Origin of the sequence: Streptomyces sp. NPDC056128, assembly GCF_042263835.1 — a bacterium.
Lineage (GTDB): Bacteria > Actinomycetota > Actinomycetes > Streptomycetales > Streptomycetaceae > Streptomyces.
The window spans coordinates 197,261-215,025 of record NZ_JBHJVQ010000006.1 but is presented as its reverse complement, the minus strand read 5'-3'; the positions used below and the strand labels follow the sequence as shown (position 1 = coordinate 215,025).

At 71.9% G+C, this 17,765-nt stretch carries 18 protein-coding genes; 9 read left to right on the top strand and 9 right to left on the bottom strand.

All coding sequences use genetic code 11. The features are described from left to right. The first annotated feature begins 8 nt into the window (after positions 1-8). Together ACFC1X_RS15715 and ACFC1X_RS15710 are read left to right on the top strand one after the other, a co-directional pair. Entirely contained in the window at positions 9-689 is a 681-nt protein-coding gene (locus ACFC1X_RS15715; protein ID WP_376353525.1) for a TetR/AcrR family transcriptional regulator, read from the top strand. A 73-nt stretch (positions 690-762) separates the two neighbouring features. Continuing rightward, a complete protein-coding gene (locus ACFC1X_RS15710) occupies positions 763-1,956 on the top strand; it encodes a serine hydrolase domain-containing protein (protein WP_376353523.1) in 1,194 nt (397 codons plus the stop codon). Positions 1,957-1,967: 11 nt separating this feature from the next. On the opposite strand, the gene ACFC1X_RS15705 is transcribed toward ACFC1X_RS15710, so the two are convergent. Further along, complete coding sequence (locus tag ACFC1X_RS15705; protein WP_376353520.1) at positions 1,968-2,990, bottom strand: ArsR/SmtB family transcription factor; 1,023 nt, start codon at positions 2,988-2,990, stop codon at positions 1,968-1,970. Positions 2,991-3,137: 147 nt separating this feature from the next. On the opposite strand from ACFC1X_RS15705, the gene ACFC1X_RS15700 reads away from it, so the two are divergent. After that, the gene (locus ACFC1X_RS15700) at positions 3,138-3,545 is read left to right on the top strand and encodes a VOC family protein (protein WP_376353518.1); all 408 of its coding nucleotides are present in this window, start codon (positions 3,138-3,140) and stop codon (positions 3,543-3,545) included. An 18-nt stretch (positions 3,546-3,563) separates the two neighbouring features. On the opposite strand, the gene ACFC1X_RS15695 is transcribed toward ACFC1X_RS15700, so the two are convergent. Both ACFC1X_RS15695 and ACFC1X_RS15690 read right to left on the bottom strand, forming a co-directional pair. After that, the gene (locus ACFC1X_RS15695) at positions 3,564-4,553 is read right to left on the bottom strand and encodes a ferric reductase-like transmembrane domain-containing protein (protein ID WP_376353515.1); all 990 of its coding nucleotides are present in this window, start codon (positions 4,551-4,553) and stop codon (positions 3,564-3,566) included. 172 nt (positions 4,554-4,725) lie between these two features. Continuing rightward, positions 4,726-6,132 carry a short-chain fatty acyl-CoA regulator family protein gene (locus ACFC1X_RS15690; RefSeq protein ID WP_376353512.1) on the bottom strand — a complete coding sequence of 469 codons (1,407 nt, stop codon included), beginning with the start codon at positions 6,130-6,132 and terminating at the stop codon, positions 4,726-4,728. 381 nt (positions 6,133-6,513) lie between these two features. Here ACFC1X_RS15690 and aceA point away from each other — a divergent pair, with 381 nt between their 5' ends. The 3 genes from aceA to ACFC1X_RS15675 are packed head-to-tail and all read left to right on the top strand — an operon-like array spanning position 6,514 to position 10,322. Continuing rightward, on the top strand, positions 6,514-7,797 hold the full coding sequence (gene aceA / locus ACFC1X_RS15685; protein ID WP_376353509.1) for an isocitrate lyase: 1,284 nt from the start codon (positions 6,514-6,516) through the stop codon (positions 7,795-7,797). 60 nt (positions 7,798-7,857) lie between these two features. Then, the gene (gene aceB, locus ACFC1X_RS15680; protein WP_376353507.1) at positions 7,858-9,456 is read left to right on the top strand and encodes a malate synthase A; all 1,599 of its coding nucleotides are present in this window, start codon (positions 7,858-7,860) and stop codon (positions 9,454-9,456) included. Continuing rightward, entirely contained in the window at positions 9,453-10,322 is an 870-nt protein-coding gene (locus ACFC1X_RS15675; protein ID WP_376353504.1) for a 3-hydroxybutyryl-CoA dehydrogenase, read from the top strand. Before aceB ends, ACFC1X_RS15675 begins: the two co-directional genes overlap by 4 nt. On the opposite strand, the gene ACFC1X_RS15670 is transcribed toward ACFC1X_RS15675, so the two are convergent. The 3 genes from ACFC1X_RS15670 to ACFC1X_RS15660 all read right to left on the bottom strand — a co-directional run bounded on the left by ACFC1X_RS15670 (position 10,307) and on the right by ACFC1X_RS15660 (position 12,847). After that, complete coding sequence (locus ACFC1X_RS15670) at positions 10,307-11,398, bottom strand: enoyl-CoA hydratase/isomerase family protein (RefSeq protein ID WP_376353502.1); 1,092 nt, start codon at positions 11,396-11,398, stop codon at positions 10,307-10,309. The two genes, ACFC1X_RS15675 and ACFC1X_RS15670, sit on opposite strands and share 16 nt — an antisense overlap. Before the next feature lie 67 nt (positions 11,399-11,465). Continuing rightward, positions 11,466-11,930 (bottom strand): spore-associated protein A, encoded by a 465-nt coding sequence (locus ACFC1X_RS15665; protein WP_376353791.1) that lies wholly within the window; start codon positions 11,928-11,930, stop codon positions 11,466-11,468. Between the two features lie 152 nt (positions 11,931-12,082). Then, positions 12,083-12,847, bottom strand: a complete 765-nt coding sequence (locus tag ACFC1X_RS15660) for an SDR family oxidoreductase (RefSeq protein ID WP_376353499.1) — start codon at positions 12,845-12,847, stop codon at positions 12,083-12,085. 101 nt (positions 12,848-12,948) lie between these two features. Between ACFC1X_RS15660 and ACFC1X_RS15655 the strand changes: the two genes are divergently transcribed. Continuing rightward, complete coding sequence (locus ACFC1X_RS15655) at positions 12,949-13,797, top strand: helix-turn-helix transcriptional regulator (RefSeq protein ID WP_376353497.1); 849 nt, start codon at positions 12,949-12,951, stop codon at positions 13,795-13,797. Positions 13,798-13,815: 18 nt separating this feature from the next. Here ACFC1X_RS15655 and ACFC1X_RS15650 read toward each other — a convergent pair whose 3' ends face one another. Further along, the gene (locus tag ACFC1X_RS15650) at positions 13,816-14,304 is read right to left on the bottom strand and encodes a diadenosine tetraphosphate hydrolase (protein WP_376353494.1); all 489 of its coding nucleotides are present in this window, start codon (positions 14,302-14,304) and stop codon (positions 13,816-13,818) included. Positions 14,305-14,368: 64 nt separating this feature from the next. Between ACFC1X_RS15650 and ACFC1X_RS15645 the strand changes: the two genes are divergently transcribed. Then, positions 14,369-14,968 (top strand): GrpB family protein, encoded by a 600-nt coding sequence (locus ACFC1X_RS15645; protein ID WP_376353493.1) that lies wholly within the window; start codon positions 14,369-14,371, stop codon positions 14,966-14,968. 51 nt (positions 14,969-15,019) lie between these two features. After that, positions 15,020-16,111 carry a DUF4037 domain-containing protein gene (locus ACFC1X_RS15640; RefSeq protein WP_376353490.1) on the top strand — a complete coding sequence of 364 codons (1,092 nt, stop codon included), beginning with the start codon at positions 15,020-15,022 and terminating at the stop codon, positions 16,109-16,111. A gap of 21 nt (positions 16,112-16,132) precedes the next feature. Here ACFC1X_RS15640 and ACFC1X_RS15635 read toward each other — a convergent pair whose 3' ends face one another. Beyond that, positions 16,133-16,915: a DUF899 family protein gene (locus ACFC1X_RS15635; protein WP_376353488.1), complete on the bottom strand. Its 783-nt coding sequence runs from the start codon at positions 16,913-16,915 to the stop codon at positions 16,133-16,135. A gap of 114 nt (positions 16,916-17,029) precedes the next feature. Next, positions 17,030-17,701 (bottom strand): GPP34 family phosphoprotein, encoded by a 672-nt coding sequence (locus tag ACFC1X_RS15630; protein WP_376353485.1) that lies wholly within the window; start codon positions 17,699-17,701, stop codon positions 17,030-17,032. Positions 17,702-17,765 lie beyond the last annotated feature (64 nt).

The following is a 17,765-nucleotide window of genomic DNA, read 5'->3' as shown; positions in this document are numbered from 1 at the left end:
GTGACGGCGTGAAGGACACTGGAACAGCGGCGGAACCGACCGACGCCCCCGCCCCGAAGCGGGCCCGCACCCGCAACCGCCGGGGCGAGGGCGGACGGCTGCGCGAGGAGATCATCACGGCGGCGGCCGAGCTGCTCGACGAGACCGGTGACGAGCACGCCGTCACCCTGCGTTCGGTGGCCCGCAAGGTCGGCATCGCGGCACCCTCGATCTACCCGCACTTCCCGGACCAGCCGGCCATCATGCTGGCGGTCGTGCAGCGGGAGTTCGCCAGCCTGGAGGGCGTGCTGCGCGCCGCGTCGGACGAGGCGGGGGACGATCCCCGGCGACGGCTGCTGGCCGTGTGCGACACCTACCTCGGCTTCGCCGGGAGTCATCCGGAGCGGTACCGCACCATGTTCGGCGGTCTGTGGATGCCGGCCCTGGACGAGAGTTCGCTGACCGAGGAGGATCTCGCGGCCCTCGGCGCGGGGGCCATGCAGCTCCTGGTCGATGCCCTGGCGGGCTGTGTCGCCGCGGGCGTCGCGACCAGCGACGACCTGCAGGCCGACGCGACCGCGTTGTGGGTGGGCATGCACGGGCTCGCCCACCAGCGCGCCGTCAGCCCCTCCTTCCCCTGGCCGGAGGACATCGCCGAGCGGGTCATCGGCTCACTGGCCCACCTGACGCCGGACCACGCCCAGCCGTGATCGGGGTGACGTCAGGGGTCGCTCGGGGGTCTCCCCGATGTTCCGGGGCCTGGCCGGTCGGCAGTGTGGGGGCATGACCTCAACGCACATGTCACGAAGGGCATTCGGGCAAGTGGCGGTCGCCGGGACCGCCGCACTGGCCACCGGCCTGGCACTGCCCGGGCATCGCGCGGGCGCCGCGCCGATGTCGCCACCGCCGCTCCCGCCGTTGGACCCCGTCGCGCTTCAGGCGGTCATCGACGACCGTGCGGCTCCTCCGTCGACCGCGGCGCAGCTCCGGATCGGCGGCACGGCCGGCCACTGGCGCGGCACCTCGGGCCTCGCCGAGATTGGGAGCCGGCGTCCGGTGCGGGCGGGTGACAGGGTCCGGATCGGCAGCGTGACCAAGGTCTTCGTCGCCACGGTCGTCCTCCAGTTGGTGGCGGAGCGCCGGTTGACGCTGGACACGCCGGTGCGGCGGATCCTGCCGGGCCTGCTGCCGGACCGGTACGGCGCGATCACCGTGGCGCACCTGCTGAACCACACCAGCGGACTGCCCGACCACGTCGGCATCCCGGAGCCGGAGACGGCCGAGGAGGTGTTCCGGCACCGCTTCGACCACTGGACGCCGCGGGAGTGGGTGGCGACGGCGACGCACGGTCCGCTGAAGTTCGCGCCGGGTACCCGGCAGGAGTACCGCGGCATCAATTACGTACTGGCCGCCCTGATCATCGACACGCTGACCGGCCGCCCGTACGGGGAGGCGGTGGCGGCCCGCGTCCTGCGCCCTCTGGGCCTGACCCGCACCGCCGTGCCGGGAGACGACCCGCGCATCCGTGGCCGGCATGTGCACGGGTACCTCAGGACGGGGGACGGCCGGCTGCGCGACATCACCGAGTACGACCAGTCGTCGGCCCGGGGCGAGGGCGACATGATCTCCACCGTGGACGACGTGGACAGGCTGCTCACCGCGCTGTTCTCGGGCGAACTGCTTCCGCCCCGGCTGCTCCGGCTGATGTTCACCCTGCCCCCGGACGAGGTGCGCATGCTCGACGGCAGCCCGGCCCGCTACAGCACCGGACTGCAACAGGCCGCCGTCAACGGCGTCGTCCTGTGGGGCAAGACCGGCGAGACGTACGGCTACAAGAACGCCGCGTTCTCCACCCGCGACCAGCGCCGCCGTTTCGTCCTCGCGTACCACCCGACGACGGTCCGCGACGGTACGGAGAGCCAGCTGATCGCCCGGGTCGCCGACCTGCTGACGCGGGACGCCGGCGGCGCCGGGTGACGGCCCGCCAGTCACGGTGGCGGCGACCCGGCGGACGCGTCGGTCTCCGAAGACGGGCGGAGGAAGGCGCGGGCCCGGGGTGTGTGGTGGTAGTGGACGTGCCGGCCGGCGCGGGTGCGGTGCACCAGGTCGGCGGCGAGGAGGCGGGTGAGGTGGAAGGAGACCGTCGCGGGGGCGAGGTGGTGCAGGGCGGCCAGGGCCGTGGTGGTGCGCGGTTCGGTCAGGCTGTGGAGGATCGCCAGTCGGGTGGCACCGAGGACGGGCGCGATGCGCGGGCCGGGGTGGCGTGCGGCGCCCATGGGGATGGCGAGCTGGGCCTCCTCGCGTCGCAGCGGGGCATGCAGGCCGACCCGGTCCAGGAAGATGCTCGGGATGAGCGTGAGGGGGTGCGTGCCGCCGACCTCGCCCTCGTAGGCCGAGGTGACCTGTAGTGCGCCGTCCTGCCAGCGCAGGGAGGAGTGCAGGGCCGCGAGGGCACCGCCGAGTCCTTCGCGGGCCGCGACCGCGCCGTGCCGTTCGACGAAGCCCTCGAAGCTCGCGGTGGTCTCGGACCAGCGCGGTGCCATCGCCTTCGACCACAGCCAGTGCAACTCGCGGGCGAGACGCTCCCGCAGTTCGCTCTCGCCGACCTCGATCCTGGGCCGGACCTGCTCCTCGGCCCGTTCGAGCTGCCCTTCGCGCAGCCAGGGGCAGCGGCTGCTCCGCGCCTGTCCCCCGGCCAGGAAGGCGGTGAACTGGGTCCCCACCGTGCTCGTCGGGGTCGTGGCGACGGCGTGCAACTGGTCCTCGACCGACGGCAGGAAGGTACGGGGCGCCGGCGTGAGCAGTTCGGGGAGGTAGGCGGTGTATCCGCGGGCCACGGCGGCGAGCGTCGGCAGCCGGCCGGAGGACAGCAGGGCCCGGACCTGACGGAGGGCGGGGGGAGGTCTTCGGACCTCGGACACGGCTACCAGCGCGGCTGCCAACTCCCCCACAGGTGACACGGCCCAGCGCAGACCGGCCAGCCGCTCGGCGGGCATGTGCAGGCGAATCACGGGTCCGCTCCCCCTGTGTGTTCTCAACCCCGTTGAACGGTTCGTCGCAGACCGGCTTTCGAACCTGATCGAATCAACGCGCGACGCAGGTGTTCGGTTCCTAGGCTCCGGGGACCACCATCACCGCCGTAGGAAAGGCATGACTCTGTGCACCAGCAGATGATCTTCGTGAACCTGGCCACCAACGACCTCGACGCGGCCAGGAAGTTCTTCACCGGACTGGGCTTCGCCGCCGACGACAACTTCAGCGACGACACGACGGCCGCGATTCCCCTCAGCGACACCATCAACGTCATGCTGCACACCCACCGCAAGTACGCCGAGTTCACGAAGAAGCGGATCGTGGACTCCACGTCGTCCAGCGAGGTGCTGCTCGCCCTGAGCGCCGCCAGCCGGGAAGAGGTCGACGCGCTGGTCGAGAAGGCGGTGGCCGCGGGGGGCTCGGTCACCGGTGAGACCCAGGATCACGGCTTCATGTACGGCCGCGCCTTCGACGACCTCGACGGGCACACCTGGGAGGTGATGTGGATGGATCCGTCGGCGGCGCAGGGGTGACTCCGGCGGCCGTCGCGGTCACTCCGACGCCGGGGCGTGCGGGCCGTTCGCCGGTGGTTCGGCCGGACGGTCCCGTCCGCCGTCGCGGCCGGACGCCACCACGAACAGGAGACCCACGACGACGGCAGCGGCGACGACACGTCCGGCGGCTCGCGTCGTCCATCCCGCCCGGGACGCGCCCTCGTGCGTCCCGGGCGCGCCCAGTCGCTCGGCGCGCCGGGCGGGTCGCATCAGACGGAGCAACAGCAGGGCTGCGACGGGGAGTTGCAGCAGCCACAGCATGGTGCGCGGCCACTCTCCGTACCAGACATTGGTCCCGTACAGCAGGGTGTGCCAGACGCTCAGCACGTACACGACGATGACGAACCGGTGCAGTCGCCGCCAGGTGTTCGCGCCGATGCGGTGCCGGACGTAGAACAACAGGCCCAGGGGGACGGCCAGGTACAGGGCGGCCTGGCCGACGGGGATGGCGATCCGGCCGGTGCCGGAGTCGTACCAGCCGGGCACGAAGCTGTCCGCGAAGGCGACCCAGAGTCGCTCGGCCCACCCCACCTTCGTTTCGTAGCGCACGAGTTCGGCCGCGAACATCAGCGCGTGCGCGAACATCAGGGCCATCGTGGTCAGGCTGGTCGTCCGGTGCCAGCGTTCCAGCGTCTGCCGGGAGACGGGCAGTCCGGTGGGGCGCGGTCCGGACAGCAGCAGTCCGAGCATCACCGTGCCCCACGCCCACAGCAGGCCGGACCAGCCGAACGCCTGGCTGAGCAGGTACATCCAGTAGGTGCCCGGGTCGTCCATGAACGGCATGACCGCGACGGTGGCCGAGTCCCCCGACCCCATGCGTGCGTAGAGGAACGCGAACACGGCCGCGGTGACCACCACCGCGGCGGTGGCGTCGGGCACCGCGGACCTCAGATCACCTCGGAGTGCGGGGCGGTCTGCGGGGCGGCGCTCACGCCCGGTCCGAGCGGCGGCCGGCCCGTCTTCCTCGGGCCTCGCGTTGGACAGCATCAGGGGCCTCCCGGGCGCCGCCGCCGCCGCGACGGTGCGCGTGTGTCGTGGGGCCATCAGTCTGGCCGACGGGACAGCGGGGCACCGAGTCGCGATCAAGCCAGTGCGCCGGGAGTGTGCGGCCGATAAGGCACGATGGCGCGTGGCGCGGGTTCTTGGCGGCCCGCCGCGCTCAGCGGGAACCGTCGTTCGTGACCGGATAGGGCACGAAGGTGCTGCTGTTCTGGTCGATGAGCAGCCCTCGCCCGAGCGGTGGCGCGGCCCGCTGGGAGCAGTCGAGGCGCTCACAGACGCGGCAGCCCATGCCGATGGGGGTCGCGGCGGCGGCGTTGCCGAGGTCGAGGCCGTCGGAGTAGACGAGCCGGTGGGCGTGGCGGGTCTCGCAGCCGAGGCCGATGGCGTACATCCTGCCGGATTCGTTCCACCGGCCGCGGTGGCGGGTGACCGCCCGGGCGGTCCACAGATAGCGCTGCCCGTCGGGCATCTCGGCGATCTGGACGTGGATGCGGCCGGGGGCGGCGAACGCCTCGTAGACGTTCCACAGCGGGCAGGTGCCGCCCGCACGGGAGAAGTGGAAGCCGGTGGCCGACTGCCGCTTGGACATGTTGCCGGCCCGGTCGACGCGGACGAAGGAGAACGGTACGCCGCGCAGCCGGGGCCGCTGGAGGGTGCTCAGGCGGTGGCAGACCGTCTCGTAGCCGACGCCGTAGTGGTCGGTGAGCACGTCGATGTCGTAGCGGGCCTCCTCGGCCGCGGCGTGGAAGGTGCCGTAGGGCAGGATCAGCGCGGCGGCGAAGTAGTTGGCGATGCCGATGCGGGTCAGGGCGTGCGGTGCCGAGCCGGGCGTGAAGTCCTCGGCGGCGAGCCGGTCGAGGGCGTCCCCGTGCTCCAGCAGGGCGAGTTGGGTGGCCATGCGGAAGGCGCGCCGTCCGGGGCGCAGGCGCGGCGACAGGTACAGGGTGCGGGTCGCCTCGTCGTAGTGGTGGAGCCGGTCGCCGGCCTCGGCGGCCAGGTGGACGCCGTGGGCCTGGGCGAGTCGGGCGGTGAGGGCGCCGATCACCTCGCCCGGCCGGACGCCGATCTCGGCGGCCAGGCGCTCGGCCGCGAGGTCGGTGTCGTGCAGGTAGTTCTCGCGCCGGTAGAAGAAGTCCCGGACCTCCTCGTGGGGTGAGGAGGCCGCCGGTTCGCCGGCCCGGCCGTCCGTGGCTCCGGCCAGCCGCTCGGACAACTGCTGGTTGCGCCGGCCGAGGTCGAGCAGGACGCGCGCCACTTCGGGCATCCGCGCGGCGAGGTCGGTCAGGTCGGCGGCGGAGACCCGGGATTCGGCGATCTCCGTGGACAGGGCCTCGCGCAGGTCGGCGACGAGCCGGGTCGTGTCGCGTGCGGAGAAGAACCCCGGGTCGACGCCGAACGCCTCGGTCAGCCGCAGCAGGACGGGCACCGTGAGCGGGCGGGAGTCGTGCTCCATCTGGTTGAGGTAGCTCGGCGAGATGCCGAGCACCCGGGCCAGCTCGGCCTGGCTCATCCGACGGTCCTCACGCAGGCGCCGCAGCCGCGCCCCCGCATAGGTCTTGCTCACGGCCACTCCTCCGCACCAGGAACCGACCGCCAGAGTAAGGGACAAGACCCTCCCGCGGGACCTTCGCAGCCTTGGCAGAATCCGGCCGGAAGATTCGCAGAACTTGGCATTCGTCCACGGTTGATGGCACTCAGTGCCAGTGCCAGAGTCTCAGTGCGGCCCGCCGGAACCGGTGGACGGCAACCCGGCACCGACCCTCGATTTCATGCCCTGACGTCGTACGGATCGGTGTGGGTGATCCCTCTCACCGGCAGCATTGCTCATCCTCCTCTCCAGGGGGTCCCGGCGGGCCGCAGCCACAGGACAGACACGCAGTGCCACACCCGATTCCGACCGGTTCGGGATTGGCAGACACCACAGACCGAGGAGACGGTGACAGTCATGGCAGAGGCGAGGACACAGGCGGCCGAGGAACTCGCGCGGCGCTGGGCCACCGACCCGAGGTGGCAGGGCATCGAGCGCACCTACGGCGCCGACGAGGTGCTGCGGCTCTCCGGCAGCGTCCGCGAGGAGCACACCCTCGCCCGGCGGGGTGCCGAGCGGCTGTGGCGGCAGCTGCACGATCTGGACTACGTGCACGCGCTCGGAGCGCTCACCGGCGGGCAGGCCGTGCAGCAGGTCAAGGCGGGCCTCCAGGCCATCTACCTGTCCGGCTGGCAGGTCGCCGCCGACGCCAACCAGGCCGGGCACACCTACCCGGACCAGAGCCTGTACCCGGCCAACTCGGTGCCGCAGGTGGTGCGCCGCATCAACAACGCGCTGCTCCGCGCCGACCAGATCGCCACGTCCGAGGGCGCCGGGGACACCACCGACTGGCTCGCGCCGATCGTCGCCGACGCGGAGGCCGGTTTCGGCGGCCCGCTGAACGCCTTCGAGCTGACCAAGGCGATGATCGCCGCTGGGGCGGCCGGCATCCACTACGAGGACCAGCTCGCCTCCGAGAAGAAGTGCGGCCACCTCGGCGGCAAGGTGCTGGTGCCGACCTCGCAGCACATCCGCACCCTCAACGCGGCCCGGCTGGCCGCCGACATCGCCGACGTGCCGACCGTCGTCGTCGCGCGGACCGACGCGCTCGCGGCCAACCTGCTCACCAGCGACGTCGACGAGCGCGACGCCGAGTTCGTCACCGGTGAACGCACCGCGGAGGGCTTCTACCGGGTGCGCAACGGCATGGCTCCGGTCATCGCCCGCGGGCTCGCCTACGCGCCGTACGCCGACCTGATCTGGGTCGAGACCGGCACTCCGGACCTGGCCCAGGCCCGCGAGTTCGCCGAGGCGATCCACGCCCGGTACCCGGACCAGATGCTGGCGTACAACTGCTCGCCGTCCTTCAACTGGAAGGCGGCCCTGGACGACGACGCGATCGCCAAGTTCCAGCGGGAGCTGGGCGCGATGGGTTACAAGTTCCAGTTCATCACCCTGGCCGGCTTCCACTCCCTGAACCACGGCATGTTCGACCTGGCCCGCGGCTACGCCGAGCACGGCATGACCGCCTACGTCGACCTCCAGGAGAAGGAGTTCGCCGCCCAGGCGCAGGGCTTCACCGCCGTCAAGCACCAGCGCGAGGTCGGCACCGGCTACTTCGACCTGGTCTCCACCGCCGTCAACCCGGCCTCCTCCACCACCGCTCTCGCGGGGTCCACGGAGGAAGAGCAGTTCCACTAGGCAGCCGGGCCGGGTCGCCCGGGCGGCCCGGCCCGCCCTCCCCTCTCCCAGGAGATCGCGATGACGACCCTCGCACCGCCCCACCAGATCCGTGTTCTCGCCGCTCCGGGCCACCGGCACGACGAGATCCTCACCCCCGCCGCCCTGGACTTCGTCGGCCGTCTCGCCGCCGCCTTCGGGGAGCGTCGGCGGGACCTCATGAAGGAACGCCGCCGGCAGGCCCTGCGGCTCGCGTCGGGCTCGCCGCTCGTCTTCCCCATGGTCACCGCGGCGGTGCGGGACGATCCGTCCTGGCGGGTCGCGCCGCCCGCGCCCGGTCTGACCGACCGGCGGGTGGAGATCACCGGGCCGCCGGACCGCCGTATGGCCGTCAACGCGCTGAACTCGGGTGCGAAGGTGTGGATGGCGGACTTCGAGGACGCCACCGCGCCCACCTGGGACAACATCGTCGGCGGTCAGCTCACGCTGCTCGACGCCGTCGAGCGCCGTATCGACTTCACCACGCCGGAGGGCAAGGAGTACCGGCTCGCCGACCGCGACCGGCTCGCCACCATCATGGTCCGCCCGCGCGGCTGGCACCTCGACGAGGAGCACCTGGAGTTCGACGGCGGTCCCGTGCCCGCGGCCCTCGTCGACTTCGGCCTCTACTTCTTCCACTGCGCGCGGCGGCAGATCGACGCCGGCCACGGCCCGTACTTCTACCTCCCCAAGCTGGAGAACCGCTACGAGGCCCGCCTCTGGAACGACGTCTTCCTGCTCGCGCAGGAACTGCTCGGCATCCCCCGGGGCACGGTCCGGGCCACCGTCCTCATCGAGACGATCACCGCGGCGTTCGAGATGGAGGAGGTCCTGTACGAGCTGCGCGAGCACTCCGCCGGACTCAACGCCGGCCGCTGGGACTACCTCTTCAGCATCATCAAGACCTTCGGGCACCGCACCGACTTCCTCCTCCCCGACCGCGCCAGGGTCACGATGACCGCGCCCTTCATGCGGGCCTACACCGAACTGCTCGTGCGCACCTGCCACAAGCGCGGAGCGCACGCCGTCGGCGGCATGGCCGCCCAGGTGCCGGGCGGGGACCCGGCCGCGAACGAGGCGGCCTTCGCCAAGGTGCGGCTGGACAAGGAACGGGAGGCGGAGGACGGCTTCGACGGCTCCTGGGTGGCCCACCCGGCCCTGGTGCCGGTGTGCCGCGACGTCTTCGACGGCGTCCTCGGCGAACGGTCCCACCAGCTCGACCGCACCCGCGACGACGTCGAGGTCACGGCCGTCGATCTGCTGTCGGTCCGCCGGGTCACCGGCCCGCCGACCCCGGAGGGCGTGCGCACCAACATCGCCGTCGCGCTGCGCTACTTCGCCGGCTGGCTGCGCGGTGAGGGCGCGGTCGCGGTGGACGGGCTGATGGAGGACGCGGCCACCGCCGAGATCGCCCGCGTGCAGGTCTGGCAGTGGCTGCGGCACCGGGTGATCGACCGGGAGACCGTGCTGCGGCTGCTCGACGAGGAGGTCGTCGCGCTCGGCGCGATCTCCCCGTGGGCGTCCTTCGACGACATCCGGGCGCTGTTCGAGCGGACCGTGCTGGCGGGTGAACTGCCGCTGTTCTTCACCCCGGACGCGTACTCCCGCCACCTCGTGCGGCGGACGGAGACCGGGGCATGAGCGTCGGGATCCGGCGCGTCGGCGTGGTCGGCGGCGGGCAGATGGGCGCCGGCATCGCCGAGGTGTGCGCCCGGGCGGGCCTGGACACGGTGGTGTGCGAGGCCGACGCCCTCGCCGCCCGCACCGCCCGGGACCGGGTGGCGGCGTCCCTCGACCGCGCGGTACGGCGCGGGAAGCTGGAGGCGTCGGGGGCGGAGGACGCGCTGGCCCACCTCGTGTTCACGGGGAGCCTCGACGACCTCGCCGACCGTCAGTTGGTCGTCGAGGCGGTGGTGGAGAACGCGGGCGCCAAGACGGAGGTCTTCGGCGCGCTCGACAAGATCGTCGAGGATCCGGAGGCCGTGCTGGCCACCAACACGTCCTCGCTGCCGGTCATGCGGCTGGGCATGGCGACCGGCCGCGCGGACCGGGTCGTGGGCCTGCACTTCTTCAATCCCGTGCCGGTGCTGCCCCTGGTCGAGGTCGTCTCGTCCCTGCACACGTCGGCGGCCACGGTCGCCGTCGTCGAGGACTTCGCGACCCGCGCGCTCGGCAAGACGGTGGTCCGGTCGCAGGACCGGGCGGGATTCGTCGTCAACGCGCTGCTCGTCCCGTACCTGTTGTCCGCCGTGCGGATGGCGGAGTCCGGCTTCGCCACCGCGGCGGACATCGACGCGGGCATGGAGCTGGGCTGCGCCCATCCCATGGGGCCGCTGCGGCTCGCCGACCTCATCGGTCTGGACACCGTCGCCTCGATCGCGGAGTCGCTGTACGACGAGTTCCGCGAGCAGTTGTACGCCCCGCCGCCGCTGCTCCAGCGCATGGTGGAGGCGGGACTCCTCGGCCGGAAGACCGGCCGGGGATTCCACACCTACGACCGTGGCTGACGGCCGGGTTCCGGCGCGGCGCCGGCCGTGGTGGCGAGCCCGAGTTCGCGCTCGCCGAGGGGGGTGAAGAAGCGCTCGACGTCAGCGTCGGTGACGTCGGCGAGGGCGGCCGGGGACCAGCGGGGGTCGCGGTCCTTGTCGATGATCTGGGCGCGGATGCCCTCGACCAGGTCGGGTGCGGTCAGCGCCGCGCAGGAGACGCGGTACTCCTGGTCCAGGACCCGCTCCAGGGAGCCGAGGCCGCGGGCGCGGCGCACGGCGGCCAGGGTGACCTTGAGGGAGGTCGGCGACCTGGTGAGCAGGGTCTCGGCGGCCTCCTTGGCGGCCGGATCGCCGTGGTCGTACAGCCGCCGCACGGCCTCCTCGACACCGTCCGTGGCGTAGCAGGCGTCGATCCAGGCCCGGTGCGCGGCCAGGACACCCGGCGGGGGCGCCTGCGTGTACCGGGCCAGGGCCTCGGCGGCGGGCAGCTCGGCCAGCTCGTCGACGAGGTCGCCGAGCGCGGCGGAGGGCACGTAGTGATCGGCGAGTCCGCACAGCAGGGCGTCGGCGGCGCCGATCTGCGTGCCGGTCAGGGCGAGGTGGGTGCCGAGTTCGCCGGGGGCGAGGGCGAGCAGGTGGGTGCCGCCGACGTCGGGGACGAAGCCGATGCCGGTCTCGGGCATGGCGATCCGGGACCGCTCGGTGACGATCCGGACGCCGCCGTGCGCGGAGATGCCGACGCCGCCGCCCATGACGATGCCGTCCATGACGGCGACATAGGGCTTGGGGTAGCGGGCGATGCGGGCGTTGAGCCGGTACTCGTCACGCCAGAAGGCGGCCGAGGCGGTGCCGTCCCCGTCGCGGGCGTCGTCGTGGATGGTCCGGATGTCGCCGCCCGCGCACAGGCCGCGCTCCCCGGCGCCGGTGACGACGACGGTCTCGACGGCCGGGTCCCCCTCCCAGGCGGTCAGCGCCTCGCCGACGCGGAGCACCATCTCGTGGGTGAGGGAGTTCAGGGCCCTGGGCCGGTTGAGGGTGATGTGCGCGGCCCGGCCGGTGGTGTGCAGGAGGACGGGTGCCTCGGTGCCGTTCATCTCGACACCGTACTCGGCGGCACGCGACGAGGGGGCTCCGCCCACCGGCGGAGCCCCCTCCTGGTCGTCACCGGTCGCCGGCGAACCAGTCCTTCTGCGGGGTCTTCGCCGCGAGGGCGCCGCAGTTGGAGCCGTAGTTCCAGGCCTGCAGGTTGTCGATGACGCCGCCCCACTCCACGCAGGCACCTCGCGCGAAGGCGTACACCGGCCCCGCGTACGAGCGGTACTCGCCCGCGTCGTACATGTCCTCGCTGCTGTCGACGTTGCGCACGTAGGCCACCATGTACTTCGGTGCGCCGGTGCTGTTGCGGATGGTCACCGTGCAGTTCTTGCCCGTGGCCGAGTTGTAGGTGAGGTAGACCGTGCCGGTCTTCCCGATCGGCATGGAGTTCACCACCTTGTAGCCGGAGCCGCAGACCCCGTTGTACGCGGCGGTCGCGCCGTTGGTGGCCGCGCCGGCGGCGGGGGCGGTCACCAACAGCCCCGCTCCGATGGCCCCGACGGCGATCAACGACGTACCCACGGCTTGCATGGAACGCTTCATGGCACCTCGATCCGTGAATCGGACTGGCCTCCCCATGGTGTTGCTGAAGCCACCCGTTGAGACCTTTGCGCCTGTTCGGTGGTTGTACGCCGTTGACGTCTGTTTACGGCCATTCGCGAAGAAGATCGCCGAGTGGCCGCCTACTTGCCGTGCGGGTCGGTCGCGTTGAGTGCGGCCACGACCTGGTCGTAGTCGCCTCGGGCCTCCCCGTAGCGCAGGAACTTCACGCGCTCGACCTGGATCTCCCGGGGGTCGGGCTCGGCCTCGATCAGGCCGACGACCTCGGTGACGAACTCGTCGAGCGGCATGGCGTGCTCGTTGTCCTCCTGGCCGGGCAGCAGCGCGGTGCGCACGGACGGCGGTACGAGTTCCACGACCTTCACGGAGGTGTCGGCGAGCTGGAGCCGGACGGACTCGCTGAGCATGTGGATCGCGGCCTTCGACGCGTTGTAGCTGGGTGTGACCTTCAGCGGCGTGAACGCCAGGCCCGAGGAGACGGTCATGATCGTGGCGTCCGGGCGGGTCCGCAGGTGCTCGACGAAGGCGGCGATGAGCCGGATCGGGCCGAGCACGTTGGTCGTCACCGTGGACTCGGCGGTGGCGAGGAACGTGGCGGGATCGTGCCAGTCCTCGGCGTGCATCACGCCGGCCATCGTGACGAGGACGTTGAGGTCCGGATGGTCCGCGAGCACCTGCTTGGCGGCGGTCGCGATGCTCGCGGCGTCCGTGGTGTCGATCCGTACGGTGTCGAGGCCGGGGTGGTCGGCCGCGATCCGTGCGAGCAGCTCGCCGCGCCGCCCGCCGACGATGACCTTGTTCCCGCGGGCTTGCAGCTCGAGGGCGAGGGCGAGGCCGATTCCGCTGGTGGAGCCGGGGATGAAGATGGTGTTTCCGGAGATGTTCATGCCTCGATCGTGGCCGGTGGGCGGGTTCGGGTACAGAGACCGCTTGTCGGGGGATCGGCGATCCCTGGCTCGCACGCCCGCGCGGGACGACAATCGACCACATGGACCGTGCAGCACTGGCCGACTTCCTGCGCAGCCGCCGTGAGGCGCTCCGGCCGGAGGACACCGGCCTCCCCACGGGCCCCCGCCGACGGGCGAAGGGGCTGCGGCGTGAGGAGGTCGCGTCCCTCGCCGTGATGTCGACCGACTACTACACCCGGCTGGAGCAGCGGCGCGGCCCGCAGCCCAGCGAGCACATGCTGGCGTCGCTGGCCCGTGCGCTGCGGCTCACCGGCACCGAGCGCGACTATCTGTACCGGGTCGCCGGGCACAACGCGCCGACCTCACTGTCGGCCACGACCCACGTCGCCCCGGCGCTCCTGCGGGTCCTCGACCGGCTCGACGACACCCCGGCGCTCGTCCTGACCGACCTGGGCGAGACGCTGGTGCAGAACCGGATGGCCACGGCCTTGTTCGGGGACGCGTCCCGGCACACCGGCGCGGCGCGCAGCGCGATCTACCGCTGGTTCACCGACCCGGCGGAGCGGTACCTCTACCCCGAGGCCGACCGGGACCGGCAGAGCCGCGCCCAGGTGGCGAACCTGCGGGCCGCCTACGGTCTGCGGGGTGCGCGGTCGCGGGCCGGCGAGCTCGTACGGACGCTGGAGAAGGCGAGCGAGGAGTTCGCCGAGCTGTGGGCCCGGCACGAGGTCGCGCGGCGGTTCGAGGACCACAAGACGCTCATCCACCCGGAGCTGGGCCCGATCGAGGTGGACTGCCAGGCCCTGTTCACTGAGGACCAGCAGCAGACACTCCTGGTCCTCACCGCTCCCCCACGCACCGAGGGCTACGAGAAACTGCGCCTGCTGTCCGTACTGGGCCTCAACCACTTCACGGAGGCGGACCGCTGACCGCGGGCCCACGCCCGCTCACTCGCCCCCACCCATCGCTCCCAGCTCGTCCAGCTCACGGACGATCGAGGCGCGCAGTACGTCATGGCGCGGACCCAGCCGGAACCGGTCGTCGGTCCACCGGTCCCGGGGATGGAGCCAGACGGGGGCGCCGACCAGGTCGGCCGGCTCCCAGTCGTAGCGCGGCCATACGTGCGCGTGCAGGAAGGGGTCCGTGTTGCCGAGGATCTCCAGGTTGATCCGGCGAAAGGCGGGGTCCAGCTGTCGGCAGGCACGTTCCACCGCTTCGCCGAGCCGGTCCATGTCGGACAGGAACGCCAGCCGTTTCGCCCTCGGGAGGTCGGACAGCCGCTGCGCATCCGGTTCGTCCACGAGGAGAACCGAGTAGCCCGGCAGGAACTGGACGTCCCCGATCACCGCGAAGCCCGCCGCCAGTCGCCGCATCACGGTCGGGTTCTCACCCCTCAGCGCGGCCCCGATCCGATCCGTCCGCCAGTCATCAGCCATGGCCTGAACCTACCTTCACCGCCACCGCCCTCGAAGTCCGACCGGCTTCCGTCATGCTGGGGGCATGCCCTTTCCCGATGAGTCGGCTCCGGTGAGCGTGGTGGAGCACCAGCCCGGGTGGGCGGGGGACTTCGAGCGGTTGGCCGGTGTGTTGCGGGGTGCGCTCGGAGCCGAGGCCCGCGCGATCGACCACATCGGGTCCACGTCGGTACCCGGACTCGCGGCCAAGGACTGCGTGGACGTCCAGGTCCTGGTCGACGCCCTCGACGTGGAGCGTCACATGGGGCTCCTGGCCGCCGTCGGCTTCCGGTGCCGTCCGGAGCCGTGGAACCGGGAGGAGGTGTCGGGCGGCCGGCCCTGCCCCAAGCTCGTGTTCGCACCGCCCGTCGGCGACCGTCGCTGCAACGTCCACCTGCGCGAACTGGGCTCACCCAACGCCCGGTTCGCACTCCTGTTCCGCGACTACTTGCGCTCGGACACCGCCACCCGCGACGCATGGGGCGCCTTCAAGAAGCGCCTCGCCGCCAGCGTGCCGGACCTGTCCGACTACGGGCAGATCAAGGGTCCCGCGACGAAGGTGCTGATGGCGGCGGCGGAACGCTGGGCCGCTGACACCGGCTGGCAGCCGGTGTCCGAGCGGCACGGTCACGCGGACGGACGGTGAACCCGGAAATTGCCTCGCCCGATGCCTCCCCCGTCCGGCAGTCTCCCGGGCATGACCACACCGTCTTTCGTGCCCGGGCTGGAGCTGTCCCGCCGTTTCTATTCCGAAGCCGTCCGGCCCCTGTTGGACACGGAGGCTCCCGGGGTCGCCCACTCGGCCGCGCGGGTGGGCGGTGGTTCGGAGGTGCTGGGGTTCGACACCCCGCGCTCGGCCGATCACGAATGGGGGCCTCGGCTGGAGCTCTTCCTGCGCCCGGAGGACGTCGAAGGGCAGGGTGCGAGGATCAGGGACGTGCTCGCGGAGCGTCTGCCGAAGACGTTCCACGGGTATCCGACCCACTTCGCCGCCACCGCCGAGGACGGGATCCGGGTGATGCGGGCGACCGACGGGCCGGTCCATCACCGTGTCGACATCACTGATGTGGGCGGGTGGTTCACCGAACGCCTGGGGTTCGATCCCGGCCGGGGCGTCACCGTGGCGGACTGGCTGTCCGCTCCCACTCAGCGGCTCGCCGAGGTCACCGCCGGCGCCGTGTTCCATGACGGGCTGGGACGGCTCGGACCGGCCCGGGCGATGCTCGACTGGTATCCGCACGACCTCTGGCTGTACCTGCTCTCCTGCCAGTGGCGGCGCGTCTCGCAGGAGGAGGCCTTCGTCGGCAGGTGCGGCGAAGTGGGCGACGAGCTGGGTTCCGCCGTCGTCGCCGCGCGACTGGTCCGCGACCTGATGCGGCTGTGCCTCCTGATGGACCGTCGCTACCCGCCGTACAGCAAGTGGCTCGGCAGTGCGTTCGCCCGCACCCGGCACGCGGCGTCCCTCACGCCCCACCTCAAGGCCGCTCTCGCCGCCACCGACGCGCAGTCCCGCGAGGACCACCTCGCCCACGCCTACGAGGCCATGGCCGACGCACACAACCGGCTCGGGCTGACCGACCCGGTCGACCCCGCCACGCGCCCCTATCACGGGCGGCCGTTCCGGGTCCTGCGCGCCGAACGCTTCGCCGAGGCGCTGACCGCCCGCGTCGCCGACCCGTCCGTCAGGGCGCTGCCACCGACCGGTGCCGTCGACCAGTTCGCCGACAGCACCGACGTACTGAGCCACCCCGGGCGGGCACGAACGGTCACTGAGGGCCTGGTGCACTGACGCCGTGACGGCGGCCTCGACTCAGCCGAAGGGGCCCAGCCTGCCGAGGGATTCCTCCGGGGTCGCGCCGGGGCGCGTCCACTGGGGAACGGGGCGGCTGGTCGGGCCCCAGGTGGCGTTGCCGTCCGCGTCCGAGCGCCACGAATAGCAGGGCTCGCCGCCCTCCGGCCAGCCCTCGGGCTTGTCCTCCCAGGCCTCGCCGCGGCCGTACGGCGTGATGTCGAGCAGGGCGAGGGAGCCGTTGGCCCGTTCGGTGCCGCGGCCCGTCGTGGAGTAGGTGAGGAAGACGCGGTCGCCCTCGCGCAGGTAGGAGGTGAGGTAGCCCGTCTCGCCGCCGGCGGGTCCCTCCACGCCGCGGATCGAGTACCAGGGCTGGGTGTAGCCCATGAACTCGACGTAGGCGGCGACCTCCTCCCAGCGGCCCGTGGTCACGACGGCGAACGAGACGCCGCGGGCGTTGAGGTAGACGGCGTCCTTCAGGTGCCAGACCGTGGTGGTGCAGCCCTCGCACTGCCCCTGGTGCGGCGCGCCGTCGTACCACATGTGCTTGTAGACCACGAGCTCGTCGCGGCCCTGGAAGAGGTCCAGGAAGGGGACCGGTCCGTCGGGTCCGACGACCTCGACCGTCCCGTCGAACTCGACCATCGGCAGCCGGCGACGGGCCGCCGCGAGGGCGTCACCGGCGCGGGTGTGTGCCTTCTCGCGGACCAGCAGCTCGTCACGGGCGGCCTGCCAGGTGGCCTGGTCCACCACGGGCGGGCGGCCGGACGGCGCGGTGATCGGGTCACTCGGCGTGTGCGTCATGACATCCTCCGTGGTGGTGTCTCGTGCCGGGCGGCGTCGCGCGTGGGGCTACGGCGCTCACCAGGTACAGACTCGCACCGCGGCCGGAACTCATCGCGGCGGAAGGAAGGAACCTCAGCTCCCCCAGCCGCCGCCGGAGGGGCGGAGGACCTGGATCGAGGTCTGGAGGGCCCGGCGCAGCCCGGGGATCGTGTCGTCGAAGCGCAGGTCGAACTCCTCGAGGAGCTTCTTGTGTTCGCGGCGCTCGTCGCGGGAGAACACGTGGTAGAGGTCGCTCTCCGCGGCGAGCACCGTCATGGCCAGGTCGTCCGGCGGCAGGGCTGCCGGGTCGGCGCCCGTCAGGACCGGGGTGCGGACCTGGTCGCGCACGGCCGACACCGTCTCCGGACGGTTGACCAGGACCTCGTGCTGAGAGAGCAGCGAGAGCTTCTTCAGGCCCTTGACGGGCGGGATGGTGATCTCTCCGGTAGCGGCCAGTTGCTCACGCACCGACGACTCGGCGGTGTGGGCGTACGGGTGCAGCAGGTCGAGCCACTTCTTCGGCTCGTCGGCAGGGGTCCCGCGCCACACCTCGTCGAGGAAGGAGTCGCCGGGCGTACCGGAGACCTGCCGGACGGCCTTGGGGCTCTTTCCCTGCCGGATGCCGATGAGCCCTTGGTTGAACAACTGCGCGAGCGCCGCGGCTCGCACCTTCTGGCCTCGGAACTGGAGATTCTGGACTTCGAACTTCTCCTTGTCCGGGGTGTACATGAGCAGGTACATCCGCTGCGGGAGGGTCAGGTCCATGGGTGTCTCGTCCTCTGCTTCCTCAGCGTCGGGCCTATGCTGTCACTAAGTGACAATGTCACTA